The sequence below is a fragment of the Sphingosinithalassobacter sp. CS137 genome (assembly GCF_014334115.1).
Lineage (GTDB): Bacteria > Pseudomonadota > Alphaproteobacteria > Sphingomonadales > Sphingomonadaceae > Sphingomonas.
The window spans coordinates 1,942,467-1,966,796 of sequence record NZ_CP060494.1 but is presented as its reverse complement, the minus strand read 5'-3'; the positions used below and the strand labels follow the sequence as shown (position 1 = coordinate 1,966,796).

The 24,330-nt window shown below is 68.7% G+C and carries 27 protein-coding genes; 11 read left to right on the top strand and 16 right to left on the bottom strand.

The window, feature by feature from the left end:
- Position 1: 1 nt before the first annotated feature.
- Complete coding sequence (locus tag H7V21_RS09730; RefSeq protein ID WP_188053422.1) at positions 2-949, bottom strand: DMT family transporter; 948 nt, start codon at positions 947-949, stop codon at positions 2-4.
- A gap of 55 nt (positions 950-1,004) precedes the next feature.
- Here H7V21_RS09730 and H7V21_RS09725 point away from each other — a divergent pair, with 55 nt between their 5' ends.
- On the top strand, positions 1,005-2,078 hold the full coding sequence (locus tag H7V21_RS09725; protein WP_188053420.1) for an alkene reductase: 1,074 nt from the start codon (positions 1,005-1,007) through the stop codon (positions 2,076-2,078).
- Here the strand turns inward: H7V21_RS09725 and H7V21_RS09720 are convergent.
- The 8 genes from H7V21_RS09720 to gltX form a co-directional block, all read right to left on the bottom strand.
- Positions 2,048-2,620 carry a GNAT family N-acetyltransferase gene (locus tag H7V21_RS09720; protein ID WP_188053418.1) on the bottom strand — a complete coding sequence of 191 codons (573 nt, stop codon included), beginning with the start codon at positions 2,618-2,620 and terminating at the stop codon, positions 2,048-2,050. The two genes, H7V21_RS09725 and H7V21_RS09720, sit on opposite strands and share 31 nt — an antisense overlap.
- Complete coding sequence (gene ribH / locus H7V21_RS09715) at positions 2,617-3,036, bottom strand: 6,7-dimethyl-8-ribityllumazine synthase (protein WP_188053417.1); 420 nt, start codon at positions 3,034-3,036, stop codon at positions 2,617-2,619. The genes H7V21_RS09720 and ribH overlap by 4 nt, the downstream gene beginning before the upstream one ends.
- A 4-nt stretch (positions 3,037-3,040) precedes the next feature.
- Complete coding sequence (ribB, locus tag H7V21_RS09710) at positions 3,041-4,177, bottom strand: 3,4-dihydroxy-2-butanone-4-phosphate synthase (protein WP_188053416.1); 1,137 nt, start codon at positions 4,175-4,177, stop codon at positions 3,041-3,043.
- Entirely contained in the window at positions 4,164-4,775 is a 612-nt protein-coding gene (locus H7V21_RS09705) for a riboflavin synthase (RefSeq protein ID WP_188053415.1), read from the bottom strand. Before H7V21_RS09705 ends, ribB begins: the two co-directional genes overlap by 14 nt.
- Before the next feature lie 2 nt (positions 4,776-4,777).
- Complete coding sequence (gene ribD / locus H7V21_RS09700) at positions 4,778-5,731, bottom strand: bifunctional diaminohydroxyphosphoribosylaminopyrimidine deaminase/5-amino-6-(5-phosphoribosylamino)uracil reductase RibD (RefSeq protein WP_188056470.1); 954 nt, start codon at positions 5,729-5,731, stop codon at positions 4,778-4,780.
- Positions 5,732-5,748: 17 nt separating this feature from the next.
- Entirely contained in the window at positions 5,749-6,096 is a 348-nt protein-coding gene (locus tag H7V21_RS09695; RefSeq protein WP_188053414.1) for a hypothetical protein, read from the bottom strand.
- Positions 6,097-6,151: 55 nt separating this feature from the next.
- A complete protein-coding gene (locus H7V21_RS09690; protein WP_188053413.1) occupies positions 6,152-6,835 on the bottom strand; it encodes an energy transducer TonB in 684 nt (227 codons plus the stop codon).
- Positions 6,836-6,945: 110 nt separating this feature from the next.
- Positions 6,946-8,277 carry a glutamate--tRNA ligase gene (gltX, locus tag H7V21_RS09685; protein ID WP_188053412.1) on the bottom strand — a complete coding sequence of 444 codons (1,332 nt, stop codon included), beginning with the start codon at positions 8,275-8,277 and terminating at the stop codon, positions 6,946-6,948.
- Between the two features lie 105 nt (positions 8,278-8,382).
- On the opposite strand from gltX, the gene H7V21_RS09680 reads away from it, so the two are divergent.
- Positions 8,383-9,318 (top strand): ribose-phosphate pyrophosphokinase, encoded by a 936-nt coding sequence (locus H7V21_RS09680; RefSeq protein ID WP_188053411.1) that lies wholly within the window; start codon positions 8,383-8,385, stop codon positions 9,316-9,318.
- A 4-nt stretch (positions 9,319-9,322) separates the two neighbouring features.
- Here the strand turns inward: H7V21_RS09680 and H7V21_RS09675 are convergent, their stop codons facing one another.
- From H7V21_RS09675 to H7V21_RS09665, 3 genes are read right to left on the bottom strand one after another with little or no spacing between them, the layout of a single operon-like run.
- Positions 9,323-10,069, bottom strand: coding sequence for a sulfite exporter TauE/SafE family protein (locus tag H7V21_RS09675; RefSeq protein ID WP_188053410.1), 747 nt, complete (start codon positions 10,067-10,069; stop codon positions 9,323-9,325).
- Between the two features lies 1 nt (position 10,070).
- Entirely contained in the window at positions 10,071-10,490 is a 420-nt protein-coding gene (locus H7V21_RS09670; RefSeq protein WP_188053409.1) for a hypothetical protein, read from the bottom strand.
- A complete protein-coding gene (locus H7V21_RS09665) occupies positions 10,487-11,014 on the bottom strand; it encodes a sterol desaturase family protein (protein WP_188053408.1) in 528 nt (175 codons plus the stop codon). The genes H7V21_RS09670 and H7V21_RS09665 overlap by 4 nt, the downstream gene beginning before the upstream one ends.
- Positions 11,015-11,036: 22 nt before the next feature.
- On the opposite strand from H7V21_RS09665, the gene H7V21_RS09660 reads away from it, so the two are divergent.
- From H7V21_RS09660 to H7V21_RS09625, 8 genes are all read left to right on the top strand, one after another.
- Positions 11,037-11,357, top strand: a complete 321-nt coding sequence (locus H7V21_RS09660) for a hypothetical protein (protein WP_262503807.1) — start codon at positions 11,037-11,039, stop codon at positions 11,355-11,357.
- A gap of 86 nt (positions 11,358-11,443) precedes the next feature.
- Positions 11,444-12,643, top strand: coding sequence for an ADP-forming succinate--CoA ligase subunit beta (gene sucC / locus H7V21_RS09655; RefSeq protein WP_188053407.1), 1,200 nt, complete (start codon positions 11,444-11,446; stop codon positions 12,641-12,643).
- Positions 12,644-12,793: 150 nt separating this feature from the next.
- Positions 12,794-13,546, top strand: coding sequence for an electron transfer flavoprotein subunit beta/FixA family protein (locus H7V21_RS09650; RefSeq protein WP_188053406.1), 753 nt, complete (start codon positions 12,794-12,796; stop codon positions 13,544-13,546).
- Positions 13,543-14,472, top strand: a complete 930-nt coding sequence (locus H7V21_RS09645; RefSeq protein ID WP_188053405.1) for an electron transfer flavoprotein subunit alpha/FixB family protein — start codon at positions 13,543-13,545, stop codon at positions 14,470-14,472. Before H7V21_RS09650 ends, H7V21_RS09645 begins: the two co-directional genes overlap by 4 nt.
- A gap of 118 nt (positions 14,473-14,590) precedes the next feature.
- On the top strand, positions 14,591-15,460 hold the full coding sequence (locus H7V21_RS09640; protein ID WP_188053404.1) for an HNH endonuclease: 870 nt from the start codon (positions 14,591-14,593) through the stop codon (positions 15,458-15,460).
- A gap of 139 nt (positions 15,461-15,599) precedes the next feature.
- Positions 15,600-16,802 carry an MFS transporter gene (locus tag H7V21_RS09635; RefSeq protein ID WP_188053403.1) on the top strand — a complete coding sequence of 401 codons (1,203 nt, stop codon included), beginning with the start codon at positions 15,600-15,602 and terminating at the stop codon, positions 16,800-16,802.
- A 46-nt stretch (positions 16,803-16,848) separates the two neighbouring features.
- Positions 16,849-17,316, top strand: a complete 468-nt coding sequence (locus H7V21_RS09630) for a hypothetical protein (RefSeq protein WP_188053400.1) — start codon at positions 16,849-16,851, stop codon at positions 17,314-17,316.
- Positions 17,313-18,245 carry a cation diffusion facilitator family transporter gene (locus tag H7V21_RS09625; protein WP_188053398.1) on the top strand — a complete coding sequence of 311 codons (933 nt, stop codon included), beginning with the start codon at positions 17,313-17,315 and terminating at the stop codon, positions 18,243-18,245. The genes H7V21_RS09630 and H7V21_RS09625 overlap by 4 nt, the downstream gene beginning before the upstream one ends.
- A 65-nt stretch (positions 18,246-18,310) precedes the next feature.
- On the opposite strand, the gene H7V21_RS09620 is transcribed toward H7V21_RS09625, so the two are convergent.
- The 3 genes from H7V21_RS09620 to nhaA are packed head-to-tail and all read right to left on the bottom strand — an operon-like array spanning position 18,311 to position 21,128.
- Entirely contained in the window at positions 18,311-18,817 is a 507-nt protein-coding gene (locus H7V21_RS09620; protein ID WP_188053396.1) for a hypothetical protein, read from the bottom strand.
- A 45-nt stretch (positions 18,818-18,862) separates the two neighbouring features.
- Complete coding sequence (locus tag H7V21_RS09615) at positions 18,863-19,867, bottom strand: histone deacetylase family protein (protein ID WP_188053394.1); 1,005 nt, start codon at positions 19,865-19,867, stop codon at positions 18,863-18,865.
- A gap of 7 nt (positions 19,868-19,874) precedes the next feature.
- A complete protein-coding gene (gene nhaA / locus H7V21_RS09610; protein ID WP_410482659.1) occupies positions 19,875-21,128 on the bottom strand; it encodes a Na+/H+ antiporter NhaA in 1,254 nt (417 codons plus the stop codon).
- A 68-nt stretch (positions 21,129-21,196) separates the two neighbouring features.
- Between nhaA and H7V21_RS09605 the strand changes: the two genes are divergently transcribed.
- Entirely contained in the window at positions 21,197-22,714 is a 1,518-nt protein-coding gene (locus H7V21_RS09605; RefSeq protein ID WP_188053392.1) for a DUF389 domain-containing protein, read from the top strand.
- Between the two features lie 3 nt (positions 22,715-22,717).
- On the opposite strand, the gene H7V21_RS09600 is transcribed toward H7V21_RS09605, so the two are convergent.
- Positions 22,718-24,298, bottom strand: coding sequence for a lysine--tRNA ligase (locus H7V21_RS09600; protein ID WP_188053390.1), 1,581 nt, complete (start codon positions 24,296-24,298; stop codon positions 22,718-22,720).
- Positions 24,299-24,330 lie beyond the last annotated feature (32 nt).

The following is a 24,330-nucleotide window of genomic DNA, read 5'->3' as shown; positions in this document are numbered from 1 at the left end:
TTCAGCCCTCCGACTTAAGCCCTGCGCCGGTCGGTGCAAGCGGAACGCCGCGCTGCGGCCGCTGCCGCACCAGCACCAGCGCCGCCGCCACCAGCGCCGCACCGATCCAGTCGGTCGCCGCGGGTTGCTCGCCATAGAGGCTCCAGCCGATCGCGCCGGAGACGATCGGCTGGAGCAGCAGCGTCAGCCCGACCACCAGCGGCGACACATGGCCAAGCGCATAGATCATCAGGCCCTGTCCGATCAGCTGGCTGCACAGCGCCAGGCCGATCACCGGGCCCCAATTCTGCGGCCAGATCTGTTCGCCGAGTGCCAGCGACAGCAACAGCAGCGGGCCCATCGACGCGAAGGAAGAAAGCGCCAGCGCAGGCACCGGCGCCAGCCGCGTGCGCGCCCGCGCCATGAAGATGAAATAGATGGCGTAGAGCACGCCCGCGAGCAGGCAGAGCAGATCCCCCGCCACGTTGCGCGGCGACAGCTCCGCCGAGCGGCCGAGCAGCAGCCCGGCGCCAATCGCGGCCAGCAACAGCGCCGCCGCTTGCGGCCGCGTTGGCCACATGCGCGCGGCGAGAAAGCCGTAGATGGGATAGATCAAGGTCGCCGAATTGCCGAACAGCGTCGCATTCGCCAGCGTCGTGCGGTGAATTCCGATGTGCCAGCTCGCCAGATCGGCGGCGAAGGCGACGCCTGCGATCGCAAGCACGCCCCATAATCCGCGCGACGAGCGGATCGGCGCGCTTCCCATCGCCCAGGCGGCGCCGAGCAGCACCGGCCCCGCCAGCGTCAACCGCCAGAAGCCCGCGGCGACCGGCCCGACATCGGCCAGCCGCACGAACAGTGGCCCGAATGCAAGCGCCACATTGGCGAGCAGGATCGCCACCAGCGCAGCCGCCGGCGCGCCGCCGCTTTGCATGGGGGAAGATTTTCTTGCGGGCGGCGACTCGTGCATGGCGTGGTGTAGCGCCCCAAATGCAGCTGCGTCCCATGGTTCAGGAGGAAGTTTCTTGCCCAGTCTGTTCGATCCGATCGCGTTCGGCGCGATTTCCGCTCCCAATCGCATTCTCATGGCGCCGCTCACGCGCGGCCGCGCCACCGACGATCATGTGCCGACGCCGATCATGGCCGACTATTACAGTCAGCGCGCCGGCGCCGGCCTGCTCATCTCCGAAGCCACCGGGATCAGCCGCGAAGGGCTCGGCTGGCCGAACGCGCCGGGGCTGTGGACGCGCGAGCAGGTCGAGGCGTGGAAGCCGGTGACCGAGGCGGTGCACCGCGCCGGCGGGCGGATCGTCACCCAACTCTGGCACATGGGCCGTCTTTCGCGGCCCGACGTGATCGGAATGCAGCCGCTGTCGAGCTCGGCCCGCACCGCGCCCTATCACAAGGAACCCAATCCCTATGCCGAGCCGCGCGCCGCGACGCGGGACGATATCGCCCGCGTGCTCGACGATTATGGCGCGGCGACTCGCAATGCGATCGAAGCCGGGTTCGACGGGGTCCAGCTCCACGCCGCGAACGGTTATCTGATCGACCAGTTTCTGCGCGACGGCAACAATTTCCGGGACGACGACTATGGCGGCTCGCCCGAAAATCGCATCCGCCTGCTCCGCGAAGCGACCGAGCGGCTGATCGCCGAGGCTGGTGCCGGGCGCGTCGCCGTGCGCCTCTCGCCCAACGGCGAGACGCAAGGCTGCGACGACAGCGATCCCGAGTCGGTGTTCGTGCCCGCCGCCGCCGCGCTGGCGGAACTGGGCATCGCCTTTCTCGAGCTGCGCGAGCAGGCTCCCGACGGCACGTTCGGCAGCACCAGCGTCCCCAAGCTTTCGCCGAAGATCCGCAAGGTCTTCGCCGGTCCACTGGTGCTCAACCAGGACTACACGCTCGAAACCGCGCAGGCCGATCTCGATTCGGGCCTTGCCGACGCCATCGCGTTCGGCCGCAAGTTTATCGCCAATCCGGACCTGCCCGAGCGGCTGCGCACCGGTGCCGAGCTCAACACGCCCGATCCGAGGACCTTCTACACGTCCGGCCCGGAGGGATATACCGACTATCCGGCGCTGGAAACCGCCGGCGCCTGAACGATGCCGGGCCGGCGCGCGTGCCAATCGGCGGCGCGCTGGCCCCAGGCGATGACAGTCATGTGATCGAGCGGCGGCGGCAGGGCGACCAGCTGCCGCCGCGTCGATCCAAGCCGCTCGGCAAGGCGGATCGAGCGCGCATTATCCGGATGGATGGTGTGGATCACATCGTCCCAACCCAGCACGTCGAAGGCAAAGTCGATCGCCGCCACCGCTGCCTCGAAGGCATAGCCTCTGCCCGAGAACGCCGGCGCGACGCCCCAGCCGACTTCAGTCCCCGGCCATCCTTCGGGCTGCCACGGCCCGACGCGCCCGACCCAGCGGCCGCTCGCCCGCTCCTCGACCGCGAACATGCCGAAGCCGCGGATCGTCCAGGCGCCCGCCATCGCGCACAGGCTTCGCCACGCCACGCTGCGTGGCTGCGGCCCACCCAGAAAGCGCATCGTCTCGGCATCCCCGTGGAAGGCCACCCAGTCGTCGAAGTCCGCGCCGGTCAACGGCCGCAGGATCAGCCGCGGCGTGACCAACGTCGGCGCGGTCATGCGAAGCGATTCTTGAACGCGAACATCGCGAGCGCCGCCTTCGCCGCCTCGCCGCCCTTGTCCTTTTCGTCCGGCCGGGCGCGGGTGAGCGCCTGGGCCTCGTTCTCGACCGTCAGGATGCCGTTGCCGATCGGGATCCCGTCCATCGTCAGCGCCATCAACCCGCGTGCGCTTTCGTTCGAGACGATCTCGAAATGATAGGTTTCGCCGCGAATCACCACGCCCAGCGCGACGAAGCCGTCGTAGCGGCCGGTCTCCGCCGCCATCGCCACCGCGCCGGGAATCTCGAGCGCGCCGGGGACGGTCACCGTCTCGTGCGTATGCCCCGCCGCCTCGATCGCGGCGCGCGCGCCTTCGAGCAGCAGATCGTTCAGATGATCGTAGAAGCGTGCCTCGACGATCAGGAAATTGGCCATCGGATCAGTTCCCGCAATCGACCGGCCGCTCGCCGACGATCGACAGGCCATAGCCGTCGAGCCCGACCAGCGTGTGATGGCTGTTGGTGAGCAGCACCATATCGTGCACCCCGAGTTCGGCCAGGATCATCGCACCGACGCCATAGTCGCGCAGCTCGTCCATTTCCTTCGCGGCCAAGGTGCCCGCCCGCGCCTGCAGCGCCATGGTGAAGGCGTCGGCGCGCGGCTTGTTGATCACGACGACCACGCCCGCCCCTTCCTCGGCGATGATCTGCATCGAGCGGCGCAGCATCCCGCCGCGATCGCCGCCCTCGCCGAACAGGTCGGCGAAGGGAGAGAGCGCGTGCATGCGCACCAGCGTCGGCTTTTCGGGGTCGATGCGGCCCTTCACCAGCGCGATCTGCTCGCTTCCGGTCGCCTTGTTCCAGAAGGTCATGGCAGTCCAGTCGCCGCCCCATTCGCTGGCGAACCGCGCTTCGGCGCGCTTCTCGACGAGATGGTCGTGGCGGCGGCGATAGGCGATCAGGTCGCGGATCGTGCCGATCTTGAGGTTGTGGTACTGGGCGAAGGGGACGAGATCGTCCATCCGCGCCATCGTCCCGTCGTCCTTCATGATCTCGCAGATCACGCCCGCCGGATTGAGCCCGGCGAGCCGCGCCAGATCGACCGCCGCTTCGGTGTGCCCGGCGCGCACCAGCACCCCGCCTTCGCGCGCCACCAGCGGAAAGACATGGCCGGGCGTCACGATATCGTCGGCGCCCTTGGCGTGGTCGATCGCGACCGAGATGGTCCGCGCCCGATCGGCGGCGGAGATGCCGGTGGTCACGCCCTCGCGCGCCTCGATCGAGACAGTGAACGCCGTCTCGTGCCGGGTGCCGTTCGACCGGCTCATCAGATCGAGCCCCAGCGTGTCGACGCGCGCCTTGGTCATCGCGAGACAGATCAGGCCGCGGCCGTATTTCGCCATGAAGTTGATCGCGTCGGGAGTCGCCATCTGTGCAGGAATGACGAGATCGCCTTCGTTCTCGCGATCCTCGTCGTCGACCAGGATGAACATCCGGCCGTTGCGGGCCTCGTCGATCAGCTCCTCGGGGCTCGAGAGGAATCCATGCGGCAGGCGGGCGAGTTCAGCGTTGGCCACGGGCGGCCTCCATGCGTTGCAGATAGCGGGCGAGCACGTCGATCTCGATATTGACCTGCTGCCCCGTTTCGAGGTCGCCGAGCGTGGTGACCTCGGCGGTGTGCGGAATGATGTTGACGGAGAAATGCGTCGTGCCGTCGGGCTGGTCGGCGACGTCGTTGACGGTCAGCGAGACGCCGTCGACGGTCACCGAGCCCTTGGCGGCGAGATAGGGAGCGAGGCTCGCCGGAACCGTGAAGCCGATCCGCCGTGAATCGCCTTCGGGACACACGCCCAGGACGGTCGCGACACCGTCGACATGGCCGGTAACGATGTGCCCCCCGAGCTCGTCGCCCACCTTCAGTGCGCGTTCGAGGTTGAGGCGGCGGCCCTCGTGCCATTGCGCCGACGCGGTCCGCGACACGGTTTCGCCCGACACATCGACCGCGAACCAGCCCGGCCCCTTGTCGACCACCGTCAGGCACACGCCCGAACAGGCGATCGAGGCGCCATGGTCGATCGTCGCGGTGTCATAGCCGGTGGCGATGCGCACACGCCGGTCGCCCCGGTTCTCCACGGCGTCGATCGCGCCGATATCGGTGATGATTCCAGTGAACATGATCAGTCTCGCATGCGCAGGTAGACTTCGAGCCGGTCGCTGCCAAGCACCCGCGCATCGTCGAGCCGCCAGCGCCCGTGCGCGGCGTCCAGTGCAGCCAGCCCGATGTCGCCGATCGCGGGCCGCCCAACACCGATCAGGATCGGCGCGCGATAGAGCAGCAGCCGGTCGACCAGATCGGCGCGCAGGAATGCCGCCGCGGCTTCGGCGCCGCCTTCGACCAGCAGATGATCGACTCCCCCGAGCCGCGCGATGTCCTCCGGCGCGGTAATCACGTCCCACCCCTCGGGCGGCGCGGCGGTGCGCGACAGCAGCACGCGACGCGGCGAGCGCGCTTCGAGGCCCGGCAAGCGAACGTCGAGCCGTGGCGCATCGGCCTCGATCGTCCCGCGCCCGACCAGGATCGCTTCGTGCCGCGCCCGTTCGAGATGCGCGTGCGCCCGCGACTCCGGGCCGGTGATCCAGCGGCTTTCGCCCGAGGCAAGCGCGGTCCGCCCGTCGAGCGACGTCGCGAGCTTGAGCGTGACGTGCGGCCGATCGTGCGCCTGCCGCATCAGGAAGCCCGCCATCGCGCGCCGCGCCTCGCCAGCCAGCACTCCGCCGACCACATCGACTCCCGCGCTCCGCAGCAGCTCGGCGCCGCGTCCGTCAGTGCGCGGATCGGGATCGCCGAGCGCGTAAACGACTCGCGCGACTCCCGACTGCGCCAGCGAGACCGCGCACGCCGGCCCGCGCTCGGACCGGTGGACGCAGGGCTCCAGCGTCACATAGGCAGTCGCGCCGCGCGCCGCACCGCCTGCTTCCTCCAGCGCCATTGCCTCGGCGTGCGGCCGTCCGCCCGGTTGGGTCCAGCCGCGGCCGAGCACGCGGCCGTCCTTCACGATCACGCAGCCGACGTTGGGATTGGGAGCCGTGCGGCCGCGGCCGCGCTCGGCGAGCGTCAGCGCCGCGGCCATCCAGCGCGAATCGCCGTTCAGAAGCCCCATTTGCGCAGCCGCTCGTCGAGCCGCTGGAACTCCGCCTGCCGCTCGCGCCGCCGCTCCTCGAGCTCCGCTTCGCGCGCGCGCTTTTCCTCCAGGTCGATCGCCTGCTGCCGGATGATCTCTTCGGTGCTGCGGTCGAGCGGCCAGCTTTCGACGTAGATGATCTCGCGCTTGTACGGCGTCTCGAACGAGGAATCCTTCCAGAAGGCGAACAGGATGCCCAGCACGATCCCCAGCGAGAGCGCCATGAAGACATAATGGTGCCGTTTCCGGCTCGCGAAGAAGAAGCGCAGATCGCGAATGGCGCGAACCGGCGTGAAGTGGCGCAACAGCATCATGTCGCGCGAAGATAGGGAGGCGCGAGGGCGGCGACCAGCCCCCGCGCCCTATGCCTTAGCGGTCGAGCTCGAAACGCACTGTCTTGGTCTGCCAGCTTTCCTGCGGAACGCCGCCGCGCGTCGCAGGGCGGAAACGCCAGCGCGACAGCGCCTGGCGGCGCGTGACTTCAAAAAAGGCGTCGCTGCTCGCGCGCACCCGCTCGACTTGCTTGACGCGCCCGTCGGTGCCGATCAGCACGCGCAGCTGGACGATCCCCTCATTTCCAGAACGCCGCTCGGAGGCGGGATAGTCGGGCTGCAGATCGCGCGCATAGCGCGAATCGATCTCCGCCGGGATCAGCGGCGGCGGCGCCGGAGTCGGGGCGGGATCGGCCGCCACGCCTGTCCCGCTGCCGCCCATGGGGAGCGAGGGAAGCGGCGGCAGATAGGGCTGCTCGATCGGCGTGGTCGTCACCGAAGTGGGCGTGTCGATCGGGCGCACCACCGGCTCGGGGACGAACACCTGCGTCTGCACCGGCCGCGGGTCGGCCTCGGCCTTGGGCTGCGGCTTGGGCTCCACGGGGGGTGGAGGCGGCGTGATCGGAACATTCTTGGTGATCAGCCGCGTGATCTGTTCGGGCGGCGTGATCTTCGGCGCGGCATAGATGATCCCCGCGATCAGCGCCGCATTGACTGCCAGTGCCGCCGCGAAGCTGGCGGACCGCGATCCGCGCTGCAACTGCGATCGTTGTGCGTACATGGCCAGGCTCTCCTTCTCCGTCGCCGGTCGTCGCCGGCTACAGTAATGTTACAACGTAACGGCTCGAAGGTAAAGCACTGCCGCTACGGGATCCGTGCCTCGGCCGCGCTTTAGCTGACCGTGAGCCGCTCTACCGTCCGCTCCCTGCCGATCAGCGGCAGCAGCGCCGCCATGTCCGGCCCGTGCTCGCGCCCGGTGAGCGCCCGGCGCAGCGGCAGGAACAGCGCGCGTCCCTTGCGGCCGGTCTCGTCCTTCAGCGCCGCCGTCAGTGCGCGCCAGGGATCGTCGCTCCAGTCGATGCCCGCCGCCAGCTCGGCGGCACGTGTGAGGAATGCCCGGTCCTCGGGGTCGGGTGCCGGCGCCGCGATCGGGCCCTCGACGACGCTCCACCAGTCGCCGGCCTGCGCCACACGCTCCAGATTTGGTCGGATCGCTTCCCACGCCGCCCCGTCCATGCCGCCCGGCAGCCGCGCCGCGACTAGCGCGTACGGCAGCTGGTGGACGATCCGCGCGTTGAGCGCGGTCAGCTCGGCTTCGTCGAACCGCGCCGGTGCGCGGCCGAAGCGCGCGAAATCGAACCCCTGGATCAGCGGCTCGACGGTGGCGAACGGCTCGACCGGATCGGACGTGCCGAGCCGCGCGAGCAGCGCCACCAGCGCCTGCGGCTCGATGCCCGCCTCGCGGAAATGGTCGACGCCCAGCGATCCGAGCCGCTTCGATAGCTTGCCCTCGCTTCCGGTCAGCAGCGCGGCGTGCGCAAAGGCCGGCGGCTCGGCGCCCAGCGCGGCGAACATCTGCAGCTGCACTGCGGTGTTCGACACATGATCCTCGCCGCGCGCGACATGGCTCACCTCCAGATCGATATCGTCGATCACCGAGGGCAGCAGATAGAGCCATGAGCCATCGGCGCGCCGCACCACCGGATCGCTCAGCGCCGCCGGGTCGAACCGCTGCGGCCCGCGCACCAGATCCTTCCATTCGATCGCCGCGCTTTCGTCGAGCCGGAAGCGCCAGTGCGGCCGCCGCCCCTGCGCCTCCAGCGCCGCACGCTCGGCCTCGCCGAGTTTCAGCGCCGCGCGATCATAGACCGGCGGCAGGCCGCGCCCGAGCAGCACCTTGCGCCGCAGCTCCAGCTCCTCGGGCGTCTCATAGGCGGGATAGACGCGCCCCGCGTCCACCAGCTGCGCGAAGCGTGCCTCATAGCGGTCGAACCGCTCCGACTGGCGCACCTCGCCGTCGGGAACGAGGCCGAGCCACGCCAAATCCGCGCAGATCGCGTCGACGAACCGCTCCTCCGAACGTTCGCGGTCGGTGTCGTCGATCCGCAGCAGGAATCGGCCGCCGTTCGCCCGGGCGAACAGCCAGTTGTGCAGCGCCGTGCGCAGATTGCCGACGTGCAGCCGCCCGGTCGGGCTCGGCGCGAAACGCGTGATCACGGTCATGCCGCCGCTCTAGGCAGCGGCCGGGTACGCGGCAATGCCCCTTTGCCTCGCTCCGGCGACGTCCTAAGGGGGGCGGATCACACCATCGCCAGACGGGGCGCGCGCATGAAACTGATCGCCGGCAATTCGAATCTTCCGCTCGCCAAGGCGATCGCCGGCTATCTCGAGCTGCCGCTCACCGAAGCGAACGTCCGCCGCTTCGCCGACGAGGAAATCTTCGTCGAGATTCTCGAGAATGTCCGCGGCGAGGACGTGTTCGTGCTCCAGTCGACCAGCTTCCCGGCGAACGACAATCTGATGGAGCTGCTGATCATGATCGATGCGCTCAAGCGCGCGTCGGCGCGGCGTATCACCGCGGTGCTCCCCTATTTCGGCTATGCCCGGCAGGATCGCAAGCCCGGCCCGCGCACGCCGATCTCGGCCAAGCTCGTCGCGAACCTCATCACCGTCGCAGGTGCCAACCGCGCGCTCTCGGTCGATCTCCACGCCGGGCAGATCCAGGGCTTTTTCGACATCCCGACCGACAATCTCTACGGCGCCCCGGTGATGAGCGAGGACATCCGCTCGCGCTTTTCCGATCGCAACCTGATGGTCGTCTCGCCCGACGTCGGCGGCGTGGTGCGCGCCCGCGCGCTCGCCAAGCGGCTCGACAACGCGCCGCTGGCGATCGTCGACAAGCGCCGCGAACGGCCCGGCGAATCCGAAGTGATGAACATCATCGGCGACGTCACCGGGCGCTTCTGCATCCTCGTGGACGACATCGTCGATTCGGCCGGCACGCTGTGCAACGCCGCCGCCGCGCTCAAGGAAGCGGGCGCCGAGGGCGTAATCGCCTATTGCACCCATGGCGTGCTTTCGGGCGGCGCGGTCGCGCGCGTCGAGGCGTCGGTGCTGCAGGAGCTGGTGATCACCGATTCGATCGGCAATCACGCGGTGATCGCCGACAGCCCCAAGATCCGCCACCTCACCATCGCCCCGCTGCTCGCCGAAGCAATGCGCCGCATCGCCGAGGAAAGCTCGGTGTCGAGCCTGTTCGACTGAGCGGTCAGGCGAGCCCGTCCCACACCAGCTTGGCGCCCACCAGGATCATCAGCACATAGATGGCGGTGTAGAAGCGCTCCGCCGGCACGCGCCGCACCAGCCATACGCCCGCCACGGTCGATCCGATCGCCACCGGCATCAGCGCCGCCGACGTCCAGAGGTTCGCGGGCGTGAACTGGCCGAGCGCGACATAGGCGGGCACCTTGACCCAATTAACCACCGCGAAGAAGATCGCGGTCGTGCCGACCAGCACGTCGCGCGGCAGCATGCGCGGAATCACCCACAGCTGGAACGGCGGCCCGCCGGCATGGGCGATCTGGCTGGTGAACCCCGCAGCCACGCCTGCTGCCGATCCGACCCAACCGGGCGCATGCGACGCCTTGGGCACGCCGCGCCGCTCGACCCATAGCCGGTATCCGCCGAACAGGATCGAAATGCCGCCCACCGCCGTCATCACTGCCTCCGGCGTCACCGATGCGGCGAAGAAATAGCCGAGCGCGATCCCCAGCACCGCGCCCGGCAGCGTCCAGCCAAGCACATACCAGTCGACGGTGCGCCGAAACGCCCACACCCCAACGACATCCTGCACGATCAGGATCGGCAGCAGGATGGCGGCGGCGCGCAGCGGATCGGTCGCCAGCACCAGCATCGGCACCGACAGCGCACCCATGCCGGCAAAGCCGCCCTTCGACAGGCCGAGCAGCACGACGGCGGGAATCGCCAGTGCGTAGAAGGCGAGGTCGGCCGGCAACTCAGCCGCGATCGGCGAGGCGCGCGAGCATGCCGGAAATCCGCAGCAGCACGATCAGCCCGGCGGCGGCGAAGCCGGCCAGCGCCAGCACGGCATAGGTGAGCGCCTCCAGCCACTGCGCGATCCGATCGGCGGCGGCCGATTCGGCACTGACGGGAACCACGATCTCCGCGCCCGGGGCGGGACCGTCCTCCAACGCACTTGCCGGCTCCGCCACGCCCGTCGCGCGCGGCGCCAGTGATCCGCCGCTCGACGAACCGGCATCGGCCGCGATGCCGCGATCGCCGACCGCCGCCTGCCGGTCGGCCTGCCAGCCGGGCGGCAGCTTCGAGGCCGAATGGAGCGAGGCGAGGATCGAAAGCGTGGCAAGCCCGGCGAGGATCAGCAGCAGCGTGCGGCCGATCCAGTCGACGGCTCTCACGCTGTCGGCTCGGCGTGCTCGGCCTCCCGCGCCGCCGGAGCGCGGACGCCGGCGCGGCCCTGCCGCTTGAGCTGCGCCTTCAGCCTCTCGGGCCGCGGCGCCCACAGGAAGCCGAAGCTCACCGTTCCATGCTTCGTCTCCACTGCATGATGCATCCGGTGGGCGGAGATGATCCGCTTCATGTAGCGCGATTTCGGCAGATAGCGGTGGTTCAGCCTTTTGTGGACGATCACGTCGTGAAAGCCGAAATAGATAGCGCCATAGGCGGCGATCCCCGCGCCGATCCAGGTGAAGCCCGGCCACCAGCCGAGCTGCACGCCGCCCAGCAGCAGCACGAACGACGGCACTGCGAAGATCGCGGCATAGAGGTCGTTCAATTCCCAGTTGCCGCTGCGCGGGCGATGGTGGCTGGCATGGAGAAACCAGCCCGGCCCATGCATTATCCAACGGTGCGCGACATAGGCGAACGCCTCCATCGCGATCACCGTGCCGACGAACAGAAGGATTCCAGATGCCCAGTGCATATCCCCGATATAGCGAGGCCGCATGATGGTTGCGAGACTTGCCGCCCTGTTCGGCGCTGCCGCGCTGCTCGCCGGCTGCGCCACCCCCGAGTCTCGGCTGCGGGCTGGCCTTGTCGAGGCGGGGCTCGCCGAGCCGACCGCCGCCTGCATGGCCGAGCGGATGGTCGACCGTCTCTCGCTGGCGCAACTCCGCCGCATCGGCGACTTGCCAAAGGCGCGCGACGCGGAGAATCGCGAGACGTTCCTGCGCCGGGTGCGCGCGCTTCGCGACCCGGAGATCTGGAGCGTCGCCTCCAGCTCGGCGGCGCTCTGCGCGACCGGGCTGGCGAACGAGGCGCGCTGACCGGCTGGGGGTGGATTCGCCCCCGGCGCTGTGCTTAAGGCGTGCGTCGAATTCCGTCTTCCAGATAGAGAAGGGCGCCCGCTTCCATGAATATCCACGAATATCAGGCTAAGGAACTGCTCGCGAAATTCGGTGTGCCGGTTCCCGCCGGCTATGCCGCCATGACGGTCGAAGAGGCCGTCGCCGCGTCGAAGAGGCTCCCCGGGCCGCTCTATGTGGTGAAGGCGCAGATCCATGCCGGCGGCCGCGGCAAGGGCAAGTTCAAGGAACTCGGCCCCGACGCGAAGGGCGGCGTCCGCCTGGCAAAGACCGAGGATGAGGTCCGCGCCGCCGCGCAGGACATGCTCGGCAACACGCTCGTCACGGTGCAGACCGGCGAGGAGGGCAAGCAGGTCAACCGCCTCTACGTCACTGACGGCGTCGACATCGCGAAGGAATTCTATCTCGCGCTGCTCGTCAATCGCGCCACCGGCCGCATCTCGATGGTCGCCTCGACCGAGGGCGGCATGGATATCGAAACCGTCGCGCACGACACGCCCGAGAAGATCCACAGCATCGACATCGATCCGGCGACCGGCTTCATGCCGCATCACGGCCGCTCCGTCGCCGCCGCGCTCGAACTGACCGGCGACCTCGCCAAACAGGCGGCGGCGACTGCCTCGAAGCTGTACGACGCGTTCCTCGGCACCGACGCCGAACAGATCGAGATCAACCCGCTCGCCGTCACCGAAGACGGCAAGCTGATGGTGCTCGATGCCAAGGTCGGTTTCGACGGCAATGCCATGTTCCGACACAAGGACATCGCCGAGCTTCGCGACGAGAGCGAAGAGGATCCGATGGAGCTCGAGGCGTCGAAGTACGATCTCGCCTATATCAAGCTCGACGGCGACATCGGCTGCATGGTGAACGGCGCGGGCCTGGCGATGGCGACGATGGACATCATCAAGCTCAACGGCATGTTCCCGGCCAACTTCCTCGACGTCGGCGGCGGCGCATCGAAGGAGAAGGTCACCGCGGCGTTCAAGATCATCCTCTCGGATCCGGCCGTGAAGGGCATCCTCGTCAACATCTTCGGCGGCATCATGCGCTGCGACATCATCGCCGAGGGCATCGTCGCCGCGGCGAAGGAAGTGAACCTTTCGGTCCCGCTCGTCGTTCGGCTCGAAGGAACCAACGTGCAGCAGGGCAAGGACATTCTCGCCAACTCGGGGCTTCCGATCGTGGCGGCGAACGATCTGGGCGACGCCGCGAAGAAGATCGTCGCCGAAGTGAAGCAGGCGGCCTGATCGCCATCGGCGCCGGCTCGTCCGGCGCCGGCTCGCTCGGCGGCCTGCCGCTACGTCAGGCGCGGTTTTCCGTACCCGACTTGCGAAAGCGGCGGAAAATAGCCAATTGGAGCGCCGACACAGGCCTCTAAAAGCTTGGAAAGGACGCAGATGAAAGTGCTGGTGCCGGTCAAGCGCGTGCTTGACTACAACGTCAAACCCCGCGTGAAGGCGGACGGATCGGGCGTCGATCTCGCCAACGTGAAGATGTCGATGAACCCCTTCGACGAGATCGCGATCGAGGAAGCGGTCCGGCTCAAGGAAAAGGGCCCGGTTACTGAAGTGGTGGTCGTCACCATCGGAGTCGCCAAGGCCGAGAGCGACGTGCTGCTCACCGCGCGCGCGATGGGCGCCGACCGCGCGATCCTGATCCAGACCGACGACGAGGTCGAGCCGCTCGGCGTCGCCAAGCTGCTCGCCAAGGTGGTCGAGGAGGAAAGCCCCAATCTCGTCATCCTCGGCAAGCAGGCGATCGACGACGATTCGAACCAGACCGGCCAGATGCTCGCCGCGCTGCTCGGCTGGAGCCAGGGCACCTTCGCCTCGAAGGTCGAGCTGGGCGACGACCGAGTGAAGGTCACGCGCGAGATCGACGGCGGTCTCGAGACGGTCGACCTCAAGCTTCCCGCGATCGTCACCACCGACCTGCGCCTCAACGAGCCGCGCTATGCGACGCTGCCGAACATCATGAAGGCGAAGTCCAAGCCGGTCGCGAAGAAGACCGTCGCCGACTATGGCGTCGACGTTTCGCCGCGCCTGACCACGCTCAAGGTCGCCGAGCCGCCCAAGCGCCAGGCCGGCATCAAGGTCGCCGACGTCGACGCGCTGGTCGAGAAGCTCAAGGGCATGGGAGTCGCGAAATGAAGACGCTCGTCTGGGTCGAACACGACAACAAGAGCGTCAAGGACGCGACGCTCGCCACCGTCACCGCCGCGTCGAAGCTCGGTGAGGTCCATCTTCTCGTCGCCGGCGCAGGCTGCGCCGACGTGGGCGCCGAGGCCGCGAAGATCGCCGGCGTGGGCAAGGTCCATGTCGCCGACGACGCGGCCTATGAACATGCGCTCGCCGAGAATGTCGCGCCGCTGATCGTCGATCTGATGGGCCATCACGACGCGATCCTCTTCCCGGCGACCACCACCGGCAAGAATGTCGCTCCGCGCGTCGCCGCGCTGCTCGACGTGATGCAGATCTCCGACATCCTCTCGGTCGAGGGCGACGACACCTTCACGCGGCCGATCTATGCCGGAAACGCCATCGCGACGGTGCAGTCGTCCGACGCGAAGAAGGTCATCACCGTGCGCACCACCGCCTTCGAGAAGGCGGCGGCGGAAGGCGGCTCGGCCGAGGTCGAGACGATTGCGGGCACGGGGGACACGGGCCTGTCGACCTTCGTCGGCGCCGAGCTCGCCAAGTCCGAGCGTCCCGAGCTCACCTCGGCGGCGATCGTCGTCTCGGGTGGCCGCGCGCTCGGATCGGGCGAGAAGTTCACCGAAGTAATCGAGCCGCTCGCCGACAAGCTGGGCGCCGCCGTGGGCGCCAGCCGCGCCGCGGTCGATGCCGGCTATGTCCCCAACGACTATCAGGTCGGCCAGACCGGCAAGATCGTCGCTCCGGAAGTCTATATCGCGATCGGCATTTCGGGCGCGATCCAGCACCTGGCAGGCATGAAGGACTCCAAGACGATCATCGCCATCAACAAGGACGAGGATGCGCCGATCTTCCAGGTCGCCGACATCGGCCTGGTCGGCGACCTGTTCAAGGTGGTCCCGGAGCTGACCGAGAAGCTCTGAGGCGCCTCATCACGACCTGCACCGGGCCGGAATCGCACAGGCGATTCCGGCCCGCTTCGTTTCCGGTGCTTGCCAGAGCCAGGCCTTCTGCCGATGAAGGGCGGACGGGGGGCAGCAGGTGGCGAACGGCATCTTCATCCATCGCGAGGACTCCCGCTATCGCGACAGTCCCGCCGAGCGCTATCACTTCCCGCGCCAATATCTCGCGCGCGTGCAACGCTGCGTCGGCGACTGGATCGTCTATTACGAACCGGTCAAGGTGCCCGGCACGCGCGGCTATTGGGCGGTGGCGCGCGTTGCCGATGTGGTTCCCGATGCGGAGGCGGAGGGCATGTACTATGCCCGGATCGCGCCGGGCGATTTCGTCGAATTCAGCCACCCCGTTCCGCGCGTGGTGAACGGCGCGCCCGTCGAGCGCGATCTGGTGAACGCGCAATGGGCGGTCCGCCCGCTTTCCCGTGCCGATTTCGCGCGCATCGTCAGTCTCGGCCTTCCCGACGAGGAAGATCTTCTGCCCCGGGTCGACGTAGCGCGCGACAATCGGCTTCAGGAGGAGCGCGCAGCGTTCGACTATGGCGATGTCGAGCGCCCGCGCGTGCTGACGTCGCGCGTGCACCGCGACCGCGCGTTCCGCAGCGCCGTGCTTCGCGCCTATGATTCGCGCTGCGCGTTCACGGGCTTGAAGCTGATCAACGGCGGTGGCCGTGCCGAGGTGGAGGCGGCGCACATCAAGCCCGTGAGCGCCGGCGGTCCCGACAGCATCAGCAACGGGCTGGCACTTTCGGGCACGGTGCACTGGATGTTCGACCGCGGGCTGCTTTCGCTCGGCGACGATCTCTCGATCCTCGTCTCGCGCCAGGTCAACGATCACGACGGTCTGGCGGCATTGCTCAACCGGACGGGCAAGGCAGCCCTGCCGGCCGCCGCGAGAGATCGGCCGCACCCGCATTTCCTCGAGTGGCACCGGGCCAACTGCTTCAAACACTGATCACACGCCCGTCCCGCCCCGCCGCCGATCCGGACAAGCCGGGCTTTCGCGTCCCGCAATCATGCTTGCGCCACCAGCCGCTTGTTGCTGCACCGCAGCATCCCCATCTCCGCGCCTTCGCCGCAGGAGAAACGAACACATGGCATCCGCAGCCCCGCCCGCCGCGGCGCGAGTCGCGCTCATCCATTTCGCGCTGGCGATGGGCGGCTTCGCGATCGGCACCACCGAATTCGCGACGATGAGCCTGCTGCCCTATTTCTCCGAAGGGCTCGGCATCGACACGCCCACGGCGGGGCATGTCATCAGCGCCTATGCGCTCGGCGTGGTCGTCGGCGCGCCGTTGCTCGCGGTGCTCGGCGCGCGGATGCCGCGGCGAACGCTCCTCATCCTGCTGATGGCGGTGTTCGCGCTGGCGAACGGACTCAGCGCCCTCGCCCCCAGCTACGAGACCATGCTGCTCTTCCGCTTCCTCAGCGGATTGCCGCACGGTGCCTATTTCGGCGTCGCCTCGCTCGTTGCCGCATCGCTGGTGCCGCCCGAAAAGCGTACCCAGGCAGTCGCCAACGTGCTCCTCGGGCTCACCGTCGCCACGGTGATCGGCGTGCCGCTCGCCAATTGGCTCGGCCAGGCCGCCGGGTGGCGCTGGGGCTTTGCCGTGGTCGCCGGGCTGGCACTCGCCACCGCGCTCAGCGTCGCGGCGGTTGCGCCGCGCGACCCTGGCGATCCGCAGGCGAGCCCGATGCGCGAGCTTTCGGCGTTGAGGAGCGGCCAGCTCTGGCTCACCCTCGGCGTCGGCGCGATCGGCTTCGGCGGCATGTTCTGCGTCTACACCTATGTCGCCTCCACCCTGCTCGAAGTGACGCGGGTTTCCGAAGCCGTGGTGCCGATCGTGCTCGCCGTGTTCGGCCTCGGCATGACCGCGGGCAACATCGTCGTGCCGCGCTTCGCCGATCGCGCGGTGTTGCTCTCCGCCGGCATCCTCTTGCTCTGGAGCGCGGCCGTGCTCGCGCTCTACACGCTCGCGGCGGGCAATGTCTGGAGCCTTGGCGTCACCGTCTTCGCGATCGGCTGGGGCGGCGCGCTCGGCCCGATCCTCCAGACGCGGCTGATGGACGTCGCGCGCGAGGGCCAGGGGCTCGCCGCCGCGCTCAACCATTCGGCGTTCAACACCGCCAATGCGCTCGGCCCATGGCTCGGGGGAATGGCCATCGCCGCCGGCTGGGGCCTGCCTGCGACCGGGCTGGTCGGCAGCGGGCTCGCGCTCGGCGGCTTCGCGATCTGGCTCGTCGCCTGGTCGCTCGAGCGCCGCCGAACCACGGCCGAACGGCTCGCCTGCGCCTGATCGTCACGGTTCAGGAACAATCGCACGTGCCTGCCGTTGGCGGGCTATGTTCTGTGTTCCTGCTGCTCCCCGGCTGCGTGGATGGAGCCTCGCGCTTGCGCTGCTGATCGCGGCTGCGCTCGCCGGCTGCCAGGACTATCCGAAAGACATTGCCGACACCTATCGGCAGGTCGAGGCGCGCGGCGAGCTGCGCGCCGGCATCGTCTCGGCGCCCGCCGACACGATGGCGCGCGAACATGCCCTTGCGATGCGCCTCGCTGAAGAGGAGGGGGTCGCGCTGCACACCGTCGAGGACAGCAGCGCGCTGCTGGTCCGGGCGCTCGAACAGGGCGAGATCGACGTCGTCATCGGCCGCTTCGCCAGGGAGACTCCCTGGTCGGCACGCGTCGGCGTCAGCGGCGCGGCGGGCGGAGGCAAGCCGGAGAAGACCGCACCGGTCCTGCGTGCGCTGGTCCGCGCGGGCGAGAACCGCTGGCTGATGCGCGTCGACCGTCACCTGGGGGGCATGGATTGAAGCGCATCCCCGCCGAAATCGAACAGGATGTCGCCCGCGCGCGCCGCCTCGAATGGTGGACGCTCGGCTGGCAGCTGTCGATCATCGTGATCCTCTATTTCGTGCTCGGATCGAGCCAGGCGCTCAAATCCGCCTGGATCGAGGACATCCTCGGCCTCGTCCCCGCCGCGGTGTTCCTGATCGCGCTGCACTGGGAGCAGAAGGCGCCGGACCGCCGGATGCCGTTCGGCCATCTGCGGATGAACAGCCTCGCCTTCCTCGCCGCCGCGTCGGCGCTGGTGGTCATGGGCGGTTGGCTGATCTTCGATTCGGGCATGAAGCTGCTGATGGCCGAACATCCCACGATCGGTCCGATGACCATCGCGGGCGAGCGGATGTGGGCGGGCTGGCCGATGATGGCGGCGCTCGCCTATTCGGTCGTGCCGCCGGTGATCCTGGGCCGCATGAAGCAGCCGGTGGCCAAGCGCATCCAGGACAAGGTGCTCTATACCGACGCGCTGATGCAGAAGGCCGACTGGATGACCGGCCTTGCCGCGATCGTCGGCATCGCCGGTGTCGGATACGGCCTGTGGTGGGCCGATTCGGCCGCGGCGCTGCTGATCGCGCTCGACATCGCGCACGACGGGCTGCGCGCGCTGCGCGTCGCGGCCGCCGAGCTTGCCGACGGGGCACCCCGCGCGCTCGACAGCAGCGACATCGCCGAGGACGCGCGGGCGCTGCACGATCATCTTCAGGCGCGCTATCCCGGCGCGCGCATCCGGCTGCGCGAGACCGGCCGCTACATCATGGCACAGGTCCATGGCGCCACACCGCCCGCCGAGCGCTGCGATCCGCGCGACTTCTGGCCCGAAGCCGTGCCGAACCAGTGGCGGCTCGCCAGCGTCTCCTTCGCGCCCGACGGGATCGACTTCGATCACCGTCTCGGCTGAGCGAGCGGCGGCGGCGCTCAGAACCCGCTCAACAGGTTTGGCGACAGGCACTGCAACCGCGCTACCTACGCGTCTTCGAAGGGGCGCCTGCAGTTTCGGGCCAACTGACTCGCCGAGACCTCGGCAGCGCCCATATGGCGCTCGAAGAGCGCCGCGAGCCGAGCGAGATGCACGGGGTAACGCGGATCGGCAGGACCGGGCCACTGCTCCGCACGGAGCGCCAGAGCCGCGAAGCTCTCGGCGGTGACGGAGCCTGTGGCCGGCAGCAGCTTTTCTACGTGGAGCGGCGCGCCGCTTTCTTCGCAGATGCTCCCGCAGCAGCCGTGCTCCACGCAAGGATCCCAAAGCAGTCGGTCGAATGCCCTCGGCAGCACTAGGTCGATTTCGAACGCAGCATCGCAGAAAAGGTCGATGCGCGTGTCGGTCAGCGAGCAGGAGACGCGGCGCCCATCCAGCGCACTGCTGCGCACAGCGATCGTTGCGAGCGACGGTACCTCGAATTCGGCGCCGCTTGGCTCGATCGTCAGGAAGAGCGAATGCGCGTTGCTATTCGTGAGTTCGTGGATCGGCACACCGCCAGATAGCCGGAACGGCCGCTCCGCGCCATGCTCCGGCGCTCAGAACCCGCTCAACAGGCTCGCCACATTGGCGCCCAGCGCGTCGACCGCATAGCCGCCTTCCATCACCACCGCGGTCGGCCAGCCGCATGCCGCGATGTCGCGCGCCAGCACTGCGTAATCGTCGGTTTCCAGCGCGAAGTGCGAGATCGGATCTCCGGCATAGCTATCCGCGCCGAAGCTCAGCACGAGAAAGTCCGGGCCGAAGCGCGCGATCGCTTCCAGCGCCCGGCCCTGCGCGCGGCGGAACTGCTCGAGCGCGGCGCCCTGCGCGAGCGGCAGGTTCAGCGTCGCGCCGGCACCCGCGCCTTCGCCGGTCTCGTCTTCATGCCCCCAGTAGAAGGGATAGTCGGTCGCCGGATCGGCGTGGACCGACGCGTAGAACACGTCGCCGCGCTCCCAGAAAATGTCCTGCGTGCCGTTGCCGTGGTGATAGTCGATGTCGAGGATCGCGACGCGCGCGCGGCCCGCGTCGCGCGCCGCCTGCGCCACGACCGCGGCATGGTTGAGATAGCAATAGCCGCCGCAATAATCGGCGCCGGCATGATGGCCGGGCGGGCGCGACAGCGCAAAGGCGGTGCGTGCGCCGTCCAGCACCGCCTGCGTCGCCGCCAGCGCGCTCTGGCTCCCCCAATAGGTCGCCTGCCACGTTTCCGGCGTGATCGGCGTGGATGCGTCGAAGCTATAGCGGCCGATCAGCGCGTCGACACGCTCGAGCCGCAGCGGACGGCGTCCGACGACCGGCCAGACATAGCCGCCGGCATCGCCCGGTCGCCCGGCCGCGCGCCAGCGCTCCGCCACGGTCTTGAGGAAATTGAGATACTCGGCGGTATGGACCGCGCGTAGCGGCGCCTCGCCGCGGTCCGCGGGCTGCTCGACGGACCCCAGTGCGCGGCGCAGCGCCTCGGCGCGCGCGGGCGATTCGGCATAGGGCACATAGCTGCCGTTGTGCAGCTCGCGCGCGGGCGCATGTGCCAGTTGACGCGCGTCGAAGAAGCAGCGCACCGCCGGGTCAGACGCGGGGAGCGTGCTGTCGCTTCGCGCGCCGGTGCAGCGCCAGCCGGCGCGGCGACGGGGCGAAGCGCAGCACCAGGTACCCGCCCAGCGCCGACAGGATCGATCCCGAAAGCACGCCCAGCTTCACTTCGTCGACCAGCAGCTCGTTGCCCGGGAAGGCGAGGCCGCCGATGAACAGGCTCATCGTGAAGCCGATGCCCGCGAGCATCGAGACGCCGTAGATCTGCGCCCAGGTGCAGCCCGACGGCTTCGGCGCGAACCGCAGCCGCGTGGCCAGCCAGATGCTGCCGAGGATGCCGATCTGCTTGCCCAGGAACAGGCCCAGCGCGATGCCGAGCGGGAGCGGAAGCAGCAGTACCGCGGGCGTGAGGCCGGCGAGCGAAACGCCGGCGTTCGCGAATCCGAACAGCGGCACGATCGCATAGGCCGACCAGGGGGCGATCGCATGCTCCAGCTTGTGGAGCGGCGAATCGGCGTCGTCCGGCGCGGCGGGCGACTTGGTGATCGGGATCATCATCGCGGTCAGCACGCCCGCGATCGTCGCGTGCACGCCCGAGAGGAACACGAAATACCAGAGCACCACGGCGAAGGCGAGGTAGATCCACAGCCGCTTCACACCGCTGCGGTTGAGCACATACATCACCAGCAGCACCACCGCCGCGGCGAACAGCGCCAGCGTGTTGAGCCCGGCGGTATAGGCGATTGCGATGATCGCCACCGCTCCCATGTCGTCGACGATCGCCACCGTCGTCAGGAACAGCTTGAGCGACGTAGGCGCGCGCTTGCCGAGCAGCGCCAGCACGCCGATCGCGAAAGCGATGTCGGTCGCCGCCGGGATCGCCCAGCCGCTCACCAGCGTGTCGTCGCCCCAGGTGACGCCGAGATAGATCACCGCCGGCACGACCATCCCGGCCGCTGCGGCGACCACCGGCATCCGCCGATGTTCCCAGCTCGCGAGCCGGCCGTCGACGAACTCGCGCTTGATCTCCAGCCCGACGAGCAGGAAGAAGATCGCCATCAACGCATCGTTGATCCACAGATGCACAGTCATGTCGCCGTATTTCGGCGAAATCACCGGGCCGGTATGGAAATGGAGGAAGCCGAAATAGGCGTCCGCAGTCGCCGGCAGGTTCGCCGCCACCATCGCGAGCACCGCCGCGGCGATCAGGACGATGCCGCCCGATGCCTCGCTGTGCAGGAAATCGCGCAGCGCCGAGCGCGTGCGGCGGGCCGGTTTCTGCTCCATCATGCTCCTTCCCTGATCCGCCTTCCTCCTATCGGCTGGAATCGCCTGCGCAAACCCCTTAAGCGGCGGCAATGGAAGCATCCGCCGGTCTCAGTATCCGCCGCAATCCCCTGATCGACTGGTGGCGCGAACATGTCGTCCAATCGGTCGATCACGTCCGGGTGATCGACAAGCTTCGCGGCGAATCCAGCTGGGGCGGCCGCTATGCGTTCATGACGCTGATGTCGGCCGGGATCGCGGTGCTCGGGCTGCTGCTCTCCTCGCCGGCGGTGGTGATCGGCGCGATGCTCATTTCGCCGCTGATGGGGCCGATCATCGGCTTGGGCTTCGGCCTCGCCACCTTCGACGGAGTCGAGATCCGCACCTCGAGCATCGCGCTCGCGCTCGGCGTGGTGCTCGCCGTGCTCTTCTCCGCGCTCGTCGTTGCCCTGTCGCCGCTCCAGAACGTCACCGAAGAGATCGCGGCGCGCACGCGCCCCAATCTCTTCGATCTGATGGTGGCGCTCTTCTCCGCGCTCGCCGGGGCCTATGCGATGGTGCGCGGCCGCGAGGGCACGGTGGTGGGCGTCGCCATCGCCACCGCGCTGATGCCGCCGCTGTCGGTGATCGGCTTCGGCCTCGCCACGCTCAACTGGACCGTGTTCGCCGGATCGACGCTGCTCTTCTTCACCAACCTGATGACGATCGTCGGCGCGGCCGCGATCGTCGCCCGCTTCTACGGCTTCGGCGCGCACCTCTCGCCGCAGCACACGATGCTGCAGACGGTGCTGGTGTTCGGCAGCTTCATCGCGCTCGCCATTCCGCTCGGCTTCACGCTCAACCAGATCGCCTGGGAAGTGACCACTTCGGCCCGCGCGCGCGACGTGGTCCTCGCGCAGTTCGAAGGCGGCGCCCGGATCAGCCAGATCGACGTCGCCTTCAACGTCGAGCCGCTGCGGGTCGAGGCGACGGTGCTGACCCCGGAGTTCTCGCGCGACGCCGAAGCGGGCGCCGCCGCGACGCTGCGCCAGCTGGTCCGCCGCGACGTCGCCGTCGAGATCGAGCAGGTCCAGGTCGGCACCGCCGGCCAGGCCGAAGCCGAGCAGATCGCCTCGGCCCAGGCGAGCGCGCGCCAGAGCGCGGCCGATCAGGTCGCCGCGCGCGTCACCGAGCAGCTTGCGCTGATCGCCGGGGTCGACGGCAGCGCAGTCGTCACCGATCGGGGCAATCGCCGCGCGGTCGTCAATGCCCAGCCGCTGCCGGGCGCGAGCCTCTCCGCCTATCGCACGCTGGAGACGCGCGTGGCGGCCGCCGCGAGCGACTGGAGCGTCACGCTGGTGCCGCCTGCGGCGCCGCTGCCACCGGTACCGTTCGGCCCGGAAGGGCCGGACAGCGACGGGCGGGAGGCGATCGCCACCGCGGCGTGGGGCGCGCGGCGGCTCAACCTGCCGATCGGGGTCGCGGGCGCCGATGCGCGCGTCGAAGCGGTCGTCGAAGCGCTGCGCGACGCCGGCGCCCGTGCCGAACCGATCGACGGCGCTGGCACGCCCGCCGGCGCGGTCCGGCTGCGCTGGCTCGCTCCGGCGGACATCGCCGCGGCGCTCCCCTAGCCGCTATGTCGTGCGCGCCAGCGCCTGCGCGATCAGCGCGCGCGTGCCCGCGATGCCATAGAGCGCGATGAAGCTCCCCATCCGCGGCCCCTGTGCGGATCCGAGCAACGTCTCGTACAGCGCCTTGAACCAGTCGCGCAGAGTCTCGAAGCCGCCGGTCTTGCCGATCTCATAGACGATGTTCTGGATGTCCTCGGCCGATGCGCCCCCCGGCAGGCCCGCCAGCTCGGCGTCGAGCCGCTGCAGCGCCTCGATCTCCACGCCCTCGGGGGCACGGCGCTTGAGCGTCGGCGCGACGAAATCGCGGGCATAGGCAAGCGCATAGCCGATCAGCCGGTCGAGCGCGGGATGCGCTTCCGGCGCGGCATCGGGCAGATAGTTGGCGAGATAGCCCCACACCTGCTCCTTGCTCGCCTCGCCCATCACGCCGACCAGGTTGAGCAGCAGCCCGAAGGTGACCGGCAGCGCCTCGGCGGGCACGTCGCCATTGTGGATATGGTGCACCGGATTGCCGAGCTTCTGCTCGATCGGCTGCTCGGGATAATTGGCGCGGAACTGCCAATATTCGTCGACCGCGCGCGGGATGACGCCCAGGTGCAGCTGCTTGGCCTTCTTGGGCTCGCGATAGGCATAGAAGGCGACCGATTCCTCGGGGCCATAGGTCAGCCATTCCTCGAGGCTGAGGCCATTGCCCTTCGATTTGCTGATCTTCTCGCCCTTCTCGTCGAGGAACATCTCGTAGATCAGCCCCTCGGGCTTCCGCCCACCCAGCACCCGCGCGATCTTGCCCGATTGCACGCCGCTGTCGGTCAGGTCCTTGCCGTACATTTCGTAATCGACATCCAGCGCCACCCAGCGCATCGCCCAGTCGACCTTCCACTGCAGCTTGGCGCCGCCCTTGAAGATGCACTGCTCGACGGTCTCGCCGTCATCCTCGAACCGCACCAGCCCGGCTTCGGCATCGACCACCTCGACCGGCACCTGCAGCACGATCCCGCTCTTCGGGCTCACCGGCAGGACGGGCGAATAGGTCGCCGCACGCTCGGCGCGCAGCGTCGGCAGCATGATGTCGAGGATCGCCTGATAGTTGCGCAGCACGTTGCGCAGCGCATCGTCGAACGCACCGCTGGTATAGCGCTCGGTCGAGGAAACGAATTCATAGTCGAAGCCGTAGCGATCGAGGAATTCGCGCAGCAGCGCGTTGTTGTGCGCCGCGAAGCTCTCGTGGGTGCCGAACGGATCGGGCACGCGGCTCAGCGGCTTGCCCAGATGCTCGCGCAGCATTTCCTGGTTCGGCACATTGTCGGGCACCTTGCGCATGCCGTCCATGTCGTCGCTGAATTCGACCAGCCGGGTCGGAATGTCGGACAGCGTCTCGAACGCATGCCGCACCATCGTCGTGCGCAGCACTTCGTTGAACGTGCCGATGTGCGGCAGCCCCGACGGGCCATAGCCGCATTCGAACAGCACATGCCCCTTGGCCGGCGGCGCATTCTCGTAGCGCTTGAGCAGCCTGCGCGCCTCTTCGAAGGGCCAGGCCTTGGATGCGAGCGCGGCGGCGCGGAGTTCGGATCGATCGGTCATGATCGCCCGCATCTGGCGCGGGGCAGGCGAAA

Bases quoted from the DNA above. Each gene is read 5' to 3' on its own strand.
- nhaA (WP_410482659.1), bottom strand. From the start codon at position 21,128: ATGATGGAGCAGAAACCGGCCCGCCGCACGCGCTCGGCGCTGCGCGAT.
- H7V21_RS09605 (WP_188053392.1), top strand. From the start codon at position 21,197: ATGGAAGCATCCGCCGGTCTCAGTATCCGCCGCAATCCCCTGATCGAC.
- H7V21_RS09730 (WP_188053422.1), bottom strand. From the start codon at position 949: ATGCACGAGTCGCCGCCCGCAAGAAAATCTTCCCCCATGCAAAGCGGC.
- H7V21_RS09695 (WP_188053414.1), bottom strand. From the start codon at position 6,096: ATGATGCTGTTGCGCCACTTCACGCCGGTTCGCGCCATTCGCGATCTG.
- H7V21_RS09600 (WP_188053390.1), bottom strand. From the start codon at position 24,298: ATGACCGATCGATCCGAACTCCGCGCCGCCGCGCTCGCATCCAAGGCC.
- gltX (WP_188053412.1), bottom strand. From the start codon at position 8,277: ATGACCGTGATCACGCGTTTCGCGCCGAGCCCGACCGGGCGGCTGCAC.
- ribD (WP_188056470.1), bottom strand. From the start codon at position 5,731: ATGGCCGCGGCGCTGACGCTCGCCGAGCGCGGCCGCGGCCGCACGGCT.
- H7V21_RS09680 (WP_188053411.1), top strand. From the start codon at position 8,383: ATGAAACTGATCGCCGGCAATTCGAATCTTCCGCTCGCCAAGGCGATC.
- H7V21_RS09660 (WP_262503807.1), top strand. From the start codon at position 11,037: ATGATGGTTGCGAGACTTGCCGCCCTGTTCGGCGCTGCCGCGCTGCTC.
- H7V21_RS09645 (WP_188053405.1), top strand. From the start codon at position 13,543: ATGAAGACGCTCGTCTGGGTCGAACACGACAACAAGAGCGTCAAGGAC.
- H7V21_RS09720 (WP_188053418.1), bottom strand. From the start codon at position 2,620: ATGACCGCGCCGACGTTGGTCACGCCGCGGCTGATCCTGCGGCCGTTG.
- sucC (WP_188053407.1), top strand. From the start codon at position 11,444: ATGAATATCCACGAATATCAGGCTAAGGAACTGCTCGCGAAATTCGGT.
- H7V21_RS09635 (WP_188053403.1), top strand. From the start codon at position 15,600: ATGGCATCCGCAGCCCCGCCCGCCGCGGCGCGAGTCGCGCTCATCCAT.
- H7V21_RS09705 (WP_188053415.1), bottom strand. From the start codon at position 4,775: ATGTTCACTGGAATCATCACCGATATCGGCGCGATCGACGCCGTGGAG.
- H7V21_RS09690 (WP_188053413.1), bottom strand. From the start codon at position 6,835: ATGTACGCACAACGATCGCAGTTGCAGCGCGGATCGCGGTCCGCCAGC.
- H7V21_RS09630 (WP_188053400.1), top strand. From the start codon at position 16,849: ATGTTCTGTGTTCCTGCTGCTCCCCGGCTGCGTGGATGGAGCCTCGCG.
- H7V21_RS09665 (WP_188053408.1), bottom strand. From the start codon at position 11,014: ATGCACTGGGCATCTGGAATCCTTCTGTTCGTCGGCACGGTGATCGCG.
- H7V21_RS09650 (WP_188053406.1), top strand. From the start codon at position 12,794: ATGAAAGTGCTGGTGCCGGTCAAGCGCGTGCTTGACTACAACGTCAAA.
- ribH (WP_188053417.1), bottom strand. From the start codon at position 3,036: ATGGCCAATTTCCTGATCGTCGAGGCACGCTTCTACGATCATCTGAAC.